Source organism: Stecheria intestinalis (assembly GCF_009696165.1).
In the GTDB taxonomy this organism is placed as follows: domain Bacteria; phylum Bacillota_I; class Bacilli_A; order Erysipelotrichales; family Erysipelotrichaceae; genus Bulleidia; species Bulleidia intestinalis.
This window is the reverse complement of record NZ_VUMN01000006.1, coordinates 15,226-25,623: the sequence shown is the minus strand read 5'-3', so window position 1 is coordinate 25,623 and position 10,398 is coordinate 15,226. Positions and strand designations below refer to the sequence as shown.

Below are 10,398 nucleotides of genomic sequence, written 5' to 3'. Positions count from 1 at the left end.
CATGATAATCACATTTCTTCAGAATTCTCCTTCAGCAGATAATCAATCGAAAGCTTCCGCATCCCTATCCTGATATTGGCGTCCAGATCCCTGATCACCTCCAGCGATGGTCTGATTTCTTCCGGAAGAGAAGTATCTTCGAGGCTCACGGATACTCCTTCCAGGGCACTGCACCAGCCGATCAGTTCCGGATTCATCACTGCCGCAAGTGCCTGGATCTGAAAATTCAGCAGTCTGGAAGGATCTGTCTTCAGCAGTTCGGCCTGATCTTTCAGACTGAAGCCAGGCAGATACTGAAGCTCACCTGCTGCAGAAGCGTATCCTCTGCAGAGATGATGAGAAAGAATGATTCCGCAGCCGGTTCCCTTTGCGGAAGGCTGATACACCGCCGCGAGATCTGAAACCTCCGGATGAAGCGAAGATAAGCCCATCACCGCAAGATTCATATCATTTTCAAGAAGGAACGGACGGGAGGAGACTGTCTTCAGTTCACTCTTCAGATCCTTTCCGGCAAGTTCTTCCCAGTCGCAGGTTTCTGCATAGCCATCGCGGCAGATACCCGGAATTGAGAGCACCCAGATGGAAATTGCAGGATCTTCGTATTCTGCTTCCCGGATCTCATGGAACACTTCTTCCAGGGTTCCTTCGGCATAGACCGTTCTCTTTCCGGATATCAGATTTCCATGCAGGTTCAGGATATCTCTTTCTGCAGCACAGCCGTCCTTTACTGCTGAGAGCAAAAGAAAACCGAGATGATGAAAGTCCGGATTCACCTGATACTGCTTGGATCTTCTGCCGCCGGTAGAAGTCTCCTCTCCGCAGCAGAGGATCTCATGATTCTCCATCATCTCTTTCAGGTAATTCAGAATCCCGGCATGAGATAAGTGCGTCTGCTCTGCCAGCTCATTTCTGGTATGGACCTTTCCATCATAGAAACAGCTCCGGATCATTCTGAGATTCTCCTGTTTCAGAGTTTCTATCTTTGCCATTGCATGCCTATCATAGTGATCCGGACCAACTTATGTCAAGATATGACGAAAGTGGTTGAAACAGCCTCAGACTGCAGGTATCATTGGCTTATGAACCAATCAGAAATCAGAAAAACGGTAAACGCCTGCTGGTGGGCTTATATTGTCCAGGCTATTGTCAATAACTTCTCTCCGCTGCTCTTCATGCAGTTCATGAAAGAATGGAATCTGACCCTGGCAGAGATCACCCTGATCACCACGCTGAACTTCAGCATTCAGCTGTTTGCGGATGCGGTATCCGCCCCGATGATCCGGAAATTCAGAACGAGAAAAACCATCGTGCTCGGGCATGTGATGGCCGGTGCAGGTCTTTTGGCGATGACCATTCTTCCTTCCCTTCTGACTCCATTAGCCGGTCTTTTGATTTCGGTATGCATGTATGCCATCGGCGGCGGTGTGATCGAAGTTCTGATCTCACCGATCATCGAAGCATGTCCTTCGGACAATAAGAAAACCGCGATGGCCCTTCTGCATAGTTTCTACTGCTTCGGATTTGCCGGAGTCGTCGCGGTTTCTGCATTGTTCTTTCACTTCTTTACCACGAGTCACTGGCGCTTGCTGGCTGTTCTCTTTTCGATCATTCCGTTTCTGAATGGATTCCGCTTTTCCAGGATCTGGCTTCCAGAAGCGTTTCAGGAGGAAGCACCTGCTTCCCGCGCGCTCTTTCATTCCGGAACGTTCTGGCTTCTGTTTTTCCTGATGCTCGGTTCCGGAGCGAGCGAACAGGCAGTTGCACAGTGGGCAAGCACGTTCATGGAGTCCATTGGATTATCCAAAGCGGTCGGAGATCTTGCCGGGCCCCTGCTGTTCACGCTCTGCATGGGAGCCAGCCGGGCTATTTACGGTCGCTTCGGGCAGAAGCTTTCTCTGAATCGAGCAATGATTTTCTCAGTGATGCTGTGTCTTGGTTCTTATCTGGTTCTCTCTTCGGCTGCCGGTGTGATGACCGCGATCGGCTGTGCGCTCTGCGGATTTTCGGTCGGCATCTTCTGGCCGGGAACGCTGTCGATTGCGGCATCCCTGATGCCTTCCGGCGAAGCATCCCTGTACGCGCTATTAGCCCTGGCCGGAGATCTAGGCTGTACGGCCGGTCCGACACTGGCAGGTCTTGCGGCTGCAGGAGCTGGAAACTCGATTCAGCATGGCATCAGTATAGCAATCCTATTCCCGGTTCTGATTCTGATCTGCCTGATCATTCTCAGTTTCCGCAACAGGGCCAGCAATTCCTTTCCGCTTCAGATGCGACAGATAGACAAGACTCAGAATAATCTGAACCGCTGAGGAACACGGAGTCGATAATCCGATCCGGAACAAGGATACCGGTGTCTGCCTGCTCATGAAATACGCAATCGGAATCCGGATGCAGAAAGCGCTGAAGATGCCCTGGATNATGACGAACTTTGTTCTGCGGAACCCATTGAAGAAACCGATGCAGCAGAAGAAGACCGGCGTGAGAACGCAGTCGATCGCATATGCCTTCAGATAATCTGCCGCTGCCAGAACCACCTGCTGATCTTCAGCAAAAAAACCAGCAAGCGTGTCACCATGGAAGAAACTGATGTAACTCATTACTGCCCCGGCGCAAAGAGAAGCGAGAATCGCATCCTTCAGTCCCTGCATCGCCCGCTTCGGCTTGCCTGCCCCGCAGTTCTGAGCTGTGAACGCCGCCATCGACTGCATGAAGGCACTCGGCAGAAGCATGATGAAAGCACATACTTTCTCCGCCACGCCTACGCCGGCAGAAGCAGTGACGCCGAGCACGTTGACAATCGCCTGAATCACCAGGAAGGAAACACTGACGAGAAAGTCCTGGATCGCAATCGGGATTCCGGTCTTCAGAATCTCTGAGATCTGTACCCCATTCCACTTCACCATTCTTTTTTCCAGTTCAAACGGCATCTCTTTTCCGCGCAGCAAGAGAAGAGAAATCACTACCGAAAGCGCCTGGGAAGCAACCGTTGCAATGCCAGCACCAGCAGGTCCCATATGGAATACTGCGACCAGAAGCAGATCTCCGAAGATATTGCCGGCACAGGCAAGTGCCACCGCGATGAGCGGGGTCCTGGAATCTCCGATGGCCCTAAATACACTGCCGATCAGATTGTACCAGGTGATGACAAACATCCCTCCCCCGCAGATCTGCAGATACTGCACCGCATAACGGAACGCTTCCTGAGGAACTTTCATGATAGATGCGATCGCAGAAGCACCGAAACCGACAAGAAAACTCATTCCGATTCCAAGAACCGTAAACAGCACGATGGAGGAGCCGAGAATTTCGCCAGCCCCGGCCCGGTCATGTTCGCCTGTTTTCCTTCCGAGCAGCACCGTGGTTCCCATTGCCAGCGAAGCCATGACGTTCGTCAGCGTCGTCATGATCTGGGCACCATTGGACACTGCAGAAACACTTGCCGCATCCGCAAAGCGCCCGACGATGATCAGGTCGGCAGCGCCATATAATGCCTGCAGCAGCAATGCCAGAAATACCGGAACTGCAAAGCGGATCAGTACAGGAAAGATCTTTCCTTCGGTCAGCTGATTTCTCATAAGACAACCCTCCTTCAGAAAAAAACGGCCGGACAGACAACAGGCATCTCAGCCTGCCATCTTATCCAGCCGTTTCTATCGCGTTAAGCAAGAAACTGCCCTCCGATGAGCAAGAACGTTTATACCAGAGCAGGAAACTTACGTCAAGCAGGTTCATTTATGTTTTCCTATGACGGATCAGAACCTGCTGCATGCATGGAAGCGGAAGTCGAAGAGCCCAGAGAAAAAAGAGAAACGGCAAAAACAGTTTTTCACAAAATAATATCGATTGACTAAATAGTTAGATTTTCTAACTTATTGAATGTGTGTTGTACAGACCGTACGTAAATCCAGCCCGTGCCTGCACGGTAAAACGATCTCACTGAAAGAAAAAGGACAATTCATATGTTCAGAACTCGTTCTTCCAGGACTCTTTTCATCATGCTTGCAATTCAGTCACTCCTCTCCCTGTTCATCGGAGTGGCTGATCTGGATCTTTCTTCCCTCCTGCAGGGAGATGGCGGTCAGTGGATGACCCTGCTTGCTTCAAGAGCGCCGCGTCTGCTGGCAATTCTCTGCACCGGGGCTGGAATGTCTGCTGCCGGACTGATCACGCAGCAGCTGGAAACCAGATGCACGATCAGATCGAATTCCTCATCTTGAAACGGCAGCGACTTCGTCCTATCTCCGCGGATGATCCGGATGGAATACCTTTCCCGCTCTTCAGCTGTTCTTCGGAATAGTCAAATACCGTGCACGCTGCACCCGCTGCCGATAGAACCAGCAACTGCTGGCCAGGCCAAGTACTTATTTACTGTTCAGATTCTTTTGAAAACCAGTCCCTCGGCACGCATTTCGTGGTCGTGAGATGAATCTTCAGCGCGCCAGGAACTGCCTCCAGATATTCTTCATGAGAAATAGGCTTTCCCCATCCGTTCTTCACCCAGCGGTCGATGACGGACGCACTGATTTTTGTGATCGTTCATAGATAGGTCTCCTATGAGTCCACGATAAAGGCAGCCGGTCGGGCTGCCCTCCTTGTCTTATTCCAGATTTTCTCCGTTGGAGGAGATGACTTTCTGATACCACCAGAAGCTGTCTTTGCGATAGCGGTTCAGCGTTCCGTTTCCGAGATCATCTTCATCGACATAGATGAACCCATAGCGCTTGGACATCTGATTCGTGCTTGCACTGACGAGATCAATTGGCGCCCAGCTCGTATAGCCCAGGAGATCGACGCCTTCATCGATCGCTTCCGCCATAGCAAGGAAATGCGAGCGGAAGTAATCAATGCGATACGGATCATGAACCGTATGATCGCTCTCCAGCACATCCTTCATGCCAAGTCCGTTCTCGACGACAAACAGCGGCTTATGATACCGGTCATACAGATCGATCAGAGAGACTTTCAGTCCTTCCGGATCAATCTGCCAGCCCCATTCGCTGGAAGGAAGATACGGATTCTTCACGCCTAATACCGTATTTCCAGGAGTGCGCTCGGCATTGGGGTCAACGGATTCCGTCATGGACATATAGTAGCTGAAGGAAACGAAGTCCACCGGATAAGCCCTGATGAGTTCCAGATCGCCATCCTGCATCTTTGGCATCCATCCGTTCTTCTCCAGTCTCCGCTTCATCATAGCCGGGTATTCTCCGAATACCTGAACATCCGCGAATTCCATGTTGATGAGATTCTTTCTCTGCGCAGCAAGCACGTCTTTCGGAGCACAGGTGCGGGGATAGGTCATGAGCTTCGTGACCATGAGGCCCATCTTTGCCTCAGGCAGAAGCTCCTTCATCATCTTCGTGACCATCGCACCGGCAACGAACTGATGATGCGCAGCCTGATACACACACTGCTCAGGGCTCTTTTCCCGGCAGAATTCCGGAATGATGCCAGCCGTCGTGAACGGGTGGCGCATGATACTGTCAACTTCATTGAAGTTCAGCCAGAGCTTCACATACTGACCGTATTCTTCAAAGCAGGTTCTTGCAAAACGGACAAAGCAGTCAATCACATGCCGGTCCGTCCAGCCGTTGTAATGCTCGGCCAGATACAGCGGCATCTCATAATGAGACAGCGTGACCAGCGGTTCGATGTGATCCTTCTTCATTTCAGAGAACAGGCGATGGTAGAACGCAACTCCTTCCGGATTCGGCGTTTCTTCTTCGCCCGTCGGGTACAGTCTCGTCCAGGCAATGGAAACTCTTAATACTTTGAAGCCCATCTCTGCAAATAGAGCAAGGTCTTCTGGGTAGCGGTGATAGAAATCAATCCCGCGGCGCTTCGGATAGTAAACCGTATCGTCCGTCGCCTTTGCTTCGGCGATTCCCTTCAGCGTCACGCCGACATTGGCAGCGTAGTTCTTCACATCGACATCCGGTTTATAAGTAGCGATATCGGCTACGCTCATGCCCTTTCCGCCGACATTCCAGGCGCCTTCGCACTGGTTGGCAGCGAGCGCGCCGCCCCACAGGAATCCTTCCGGGAATCTCATCTTATGCCTCATCCTTGTACAGAATCAGCGTTGCGATAAACGAAGCAGCCAGAGATACTCCGAAGCCCGCAAATGCCCAGACGATATTCTTCGGGTTAGCCGGATCGACAAACATCGCCATGCCGGCAAGACCAGGACCCATTGCAACAAATGCCTTGACATGCGCAAGACCGATCACAGCTCCGCCGAGGATTCCGCCGATCATGACGCCGGCCATTGCCTTCTTATGCTGGAGCGTGACGCCGTAGAGCGCCGGTTCCGTGATGCCGAAGATTCCGGAGATGCCTGCCGAGATTGCGGCAGCTCTGAGGTTCTCATCCTTGGTCTTGACGGCAACTGCCAGGCAAGCGCCGCCTTCGGAGATATTGTGGGCCAGAGATGCCGGCATATACAGCATCTCCTCCCCCGCAGTCGTGATGGCGCTGACCGCATACGGAAGCAGTGCCTTGTGCATGCCCATCGAGATCATGAACGGAAGAATCGCCGCTAACAGAGGTACCGCAATCCAGCCGATCGTATCATAGACCCAGAGGATGACGGAGGTGATCAGCGTTCCGATGTTGTAGCCCAGCGGGCCAAGCACTAAGAGAGCCAGCGGCGAAACAATCAGGAAGCACATCATCGGGACGAAGAATACCCGGATGGCTTTCGGAGAAATCTTCGTGAAGAACTTTTCAACGAAATACAGCACTCCGACCGTCAGAATCGCCGGGAATACCTGATAGGCATATGCGATATTCTGCAGGCCGATGCCGAAGAAAGTCTGACCATCCGCAAGGGCCGCAGTAATCTTCGGAAGCAGCGTGACGCCGACGATCGCCACCGCGGTCACACGGTTGCAGCCGATCTTGCTCGCCATGGTCACTGCAACCATCAGCGGCAGGAAGTACAGAGCCGCATCTGCTGCCTGCATCAGAATGAAATATACATCTCCGCTGGAGCTTATCCAGCCAAGCAGAACGAACAGAGACAGAATGGCCTTCAGGATGCCGGCACCCGCAATTGCCGGAACCAGCGGCTGGAAGACGCCGATCATGAAGTCAAGAATCTTTCCGCCGATGCTGGTCTTGTTCTCAGCAGGTTTCGGATCATCAGCTACGGTTCCGCCGGTGGTGAAGTCTGCTTTCTTTGCGATTGCATCATATGCCTCGATCACATCATTGCCGATGATGACCTGGGTCTGGCCGGCTGCTCTGACCACTCCGAGAACTCCCGGAGTCTTCTTCAGACCATCCATGTCTACCTTGCTGTCATCGCGGATCGTGAAACGCAGTCTTGTCGAGCAGTGTTCCAGATGCGAGACGTTCCCCTGACCGCCTACTTTCTGGATGATGGCATCTGCCAGTGCATCATAGTCTTTTTTCATTCCCTTTTTTCTCCTCTTTGAACACCCGTAATGTAATCGGATTTAAACCGCTTTCAAAGCAGGAAGGTTTTGTATCATGACCACTTTCAGTTGTCACTCATTCTGAATGAAAAGCAGAAGCTCCTGGCTCCTGCTCACTTCATCGCATCGAATTTTCCGAAGAACCACTGCTCTACCGTATGATAGACATCCTTCGGGGAAAACCCTTTCTTCCTGATCATGACCACAGGCAGTTCTCCCTGTGCGCCGGAAACCGGAATGACCTTCTCCTCATTCCTGTAATGTTCCGGAATCAGGATTGAGGCACCTTCTTCCTGATGAAGATACCTGGCAAACCCATAGTCTCCGGTCGTCGCCAGAATCTGCGGGTGAATGCCCTCTTCCAGACACAATGTCCGGAACCTCCGGTTCATGTTCTGCATTCCTGCATGCAGGATGATCTTCTTCCCATCCAGATTTCTCAGCGTGAGCTTCTGAACATCCTTCAGATCCTTTCCGGGAATGACTGCCATGCGGTCCTTTCCGACTTCCCGGAAGTCAAAGGTGTCCGGGGTATCTCCCTTAGCCAGCACCGCAAAGAACGCCTTGTTGATCAGAATCCGATGCTCGCATTCCTGATCCGGCAGAGCTTCCCAGGCAAGCCGGATATCTTCATGCGTATCATTGAATTCCTGGCACAGCGGGTACATCATGTGCATTTGGGAAACTGCAAACGGGAAACTCAGCTGCACTCTGCCTCCGGCAAGAAGCCTGGCATTCTTTCTTGCCTGCATGTACGAATTCAGAAGATGCCTGCTCTCTTCGTAGAAATAATCTCCTGATTCGGTCGGAATCACGCCGGATACACTCCGCCGGAACAGCTTGACCCTCAGATCGCTTTCCAGACTCTGAATACTCTTGGAAAGCCCCTGCTGAGAGATATAAAGTTCCTCAGCAGCCTTATGCATGCTGCGGACTTCATAGAGCTTCATGAAATAGCGCAGCTGTTTCTCATCAAGCATGATGTGCTCCTTTCCTATCTGCTGTTCTTCATCGAACCTTTCCGGATCTTTTCCAGGCGTTCCGGTTTCACTTCCCCGCAGGTTCTCAGATCGCCGATCATATTATCCACAACCTCGAAATTCAGTGCAGTGCCTTCTTCATCTGCAGTATAGCTTGCCGCATAGGCACGATCCATGCCATACGACTCTGCGGTCTCTTCTGCATCGATATTCGCCCCGAGGAAGATGAACTTCCATCCTGCTTCTTTCTCAGCTTCAATCATATTCCTGATCTCTCTGCGGCTGCAGACTCTGCTGCTGTTTTCCATGCCATCCGTGATGATCACAAACATCACATGCTCAGCCTGATAAGCTTCTGCCGTATTCTTCTCGGCATCCGAGATCTTCCGAATCGTGAATCCGATCGCATCAAGCAGAGCCGTGGACCCGCCGACCGAATACTGCGTTTCATCCATCGGCTTCACCGCCCTCAGATCGATCCGGTCATGAAGCAGTCCATACCGATCGCTGAACAGCACCGTCGTGACCAGACACTCTCCTGCTTCTTTCTTCTGCTTCTCCAGCATTGCATTGAAGCCGCCGATGGTGTCTTTCTCGAGCCCGCACATCGAACCGCTGCGATCCAGAATGAATACAAGTTCCGTGAGATTCTTCTTCATATCAGATCCTCCTTCTGATCTGTCTGAAGAATAGTCTCACTCTCCCTTCTGCTGGTCGCTTCGCAGGCGACATTTCCGATCAGGAACCTAACAGCTGCTGATCATAGCGGAACAGCACTTCGTTGATCTCATAGATATCATAGTTTCCATGGGCGATGAAATATGCAATGATCACATCGCTCACCTGGCTCATGGACAGCGAGTATCCGCCCTTTTCCAGCAGATCTTCCGTCTCTTCCCGACTCAGCTTCAGCGCAATGCACAATGCCAGAATCGTGCGCTTGCCCGGCCGGTAGTCTTTCTGCGAACGGATCTTCGAAAACAGCCTGCGGTCAAGATTTGCTTTCCGATATACTTCCGCATCCGTAAGACCTTTCGCATCGATGATCCGGAACAATGCACTCTGAAATGACTCATCGAGATGTCTGACCGCATCATCGACGTCATCCTCTTCCAGGAGAATTCTTCCTTCCGGAAGCGCACAGGCTGACATCATCTCTGGTTCCAGATTCAGAGAGAGAAACGCCTCCAGCTGAGCATCCCTCTTCTCTGCTGCAGGCCGTTCCCGGACCAGATAAATCATCAGGTCATGATCTTCCAGGAACCTGCGGGCAGCAGATTCTGCAGCTTCAAAACTCACCTCTGCAGGATATCCGCATCTCAATGCAGAACTCATGGGAATCGCAATGCGCCGGCATTGTGATTCTTCTGCCTGCTCCAGTGTTTCCAGATATGCAGATTCCAACCGGCACTCGCTTTCTTGGGGAGAACCGGAATCATAGAACGGCACAGAGGCGGAAATGACATGCTCTGCAGAATCTGGAAGATCGTCCTCATTCTGCAGCCGGATGATTGCATCTGTCTTTTGCGGCTTTCGCACAATCAGAAATGGCATCTTCGTTCTCCCTCAGATCAGAATTCCTTTCAGGTGATCGCACTCATGCTGGATCACTTCTGCCACAAGACCGGAAAACTCCTGCTGATGCGGCTTCAGGAATGCATCCTGATACTTCACGGTGATCTTCTGGAATCTCCTGGTCTTCCTGGTGCCGGAAAGCGAAAGACACCCTTCTTCTGCTTCATAGGGTCCCTGTTTCCGGACAATCATCGGATTGATCATCGTCACGAGAACCAGACCATTCCGGACGCAGATGATCTGCTTCTGAAAGCCGATCATATTCGCAGCCATGCCCAGGCAGTCCTGCTCATGCACAGCCATCGTATCCAGCAGATCTCTTACGATCGCCAGGTCTTCTTTTCCAGCCAGTGAAGACGGAACCGAAAGAAACACCGGATCTCGATCAATGGGACGGATCATGA

General features: G+C 51.8%; 10 protein-coding genes. 2 read left to right on the top strand and 8 right to left on the bottom strand.

Features of this window, described 5'->3' with window-relative positions; translation table 11 throughout:
• Positions 1-8 precede the first annotated feature (8 nt).
• Positions 9-989, bottom strand: coding sequence for an ROK family protein (locus tag FYJ51_RS03825; RefSeq protein ID WP_154503391.1), 981 nt, complete (start codon positions 987-989; stop codon positions 9-11).
• A 90-nt stretch (positions 990-1,079) separates the two neighbouring features.
• On the opposite strand from FYJ51_RS03825, the gene FYJ51_RS03820 reads away from it, so the two are divergent.
• On the top strand, positions 1,080-2,309 hold the full coding sequence (locus FYJ51_RS03820; RefSeq protein WP_154503388.1) for an MFS transporter: 1,230 nt from the start codon (positions 1,080-1,082) through the stop codon (positions 2,307-2,309).
• Here FYJ51_RS03820 and FYJ51_RS03815 read toward each other — a convergent pair.
• The gene (locus tag FYJ51_RS03815) at positions 2,190-3,575 is read right to left on the bottom strand and encodes an MATE family efflux transporter (RefSeq protein WP_154503385.1); all 1,386 of its coding nucleotides are present in this window, start codon (positions 3,573-3,575) and stop codon (positions 2,190-2,192) included. The genes FYJ51_RS03820 and FYJ51_RS03815 overlap by 120 nt on opposite strands.
• A gap of 384 nt (positions 3,576-3,959) precedes the next feature.
• On the opposite strand from FYJ51_RS03815, the gene FYJ51_RS03810 reads away from it, so the two are divergent.
• Positions 3,960-4,217, top strand: coding sequence for an iron chelate uptake ABC transporter family permease subunit (locus tag FYJ51_RS03810; protein WP_105303912.1), 258 nt, complete (start codon positions 3,960-3,962; stop codon positions 4,215-4,217).
• Between the two features lie 380 nt (positions 4,218-4,597).
• On the opposite strand, the gene FYJ51_RS03805 is transcribed toward FYJ51_RS03810, so the two are convergent.
• From FYJ51_RS03805 to FYJ51_RS03780, 6 genes are all read right to left on the bottom strand, one after another.
• A complete protein-coding gene (locus FYJ51_RS03805) occupies positions 4,598-6,052 on the bottom strand; it encodes a glycoside hydrolase family 1 protein (RefSeq protein ID WP_154503382.1) in 1,455 nt (484 codons plus the stop codon).
• 1 nt (position 6,053) lies between these two features.
• Positions 6,054-7,418 (bottom strand): PTS transporter subunit EIIC, encoded by a 1,365-nt coding sequence (locus FYJ51_RS03800; RefSeq protein ID WP_154503379.1) that lies wholly within the window; start codon positions 7,416-7,418, stop codon positions 6,054-6,056.
• A gap of 134 nt (positions 7,419-7,552) precedes the next feature.
• Entirely contained in the window at positions 7,553-8,419 is an 867-nt protein-coding gene (locus FYJ51_RS03795; protein WP_154503376.1) for a LysR family transcriptional regulator, read from the bottom strand.
• Between the two features lie 14 nt (positions 8,420-8,433).
• Complete coding sequence (locus tag FYJ51_RS03790; RefSeq protein WP_154503373.1) at positions 8,434-9,078, bottom strand: vWA domain-containing protein; 645 nt, start codon at positions 9,076-9,078, stop codon at positions 8,434-8,436.
• 79 nt (positions 9,079-9,157) lie between these two features.
• A complete protein-coding gene (locus FYJ51_RS03785) occupies positions 9,158-9,973 on the bottom strand; it encodes a macro domain-containing protein (protein ID WP_154503370.1) in 816 nt (271 codons plus the stop codon).
• 12 nt (positions 9,974-9,985) lie between these two features.
• Complete coding sequence (locus FYJ51_RS03780) at positions 9,986-10,396, bottom strand: peptide deformylase (RefSeq protein WP_105303918.1); 411 nt, start codon at positions 10,394-10,396, stop codon at positions 9,986-9,988.
• Positions 10,397-10,398 lie beyond the last annotated feature (2 nt).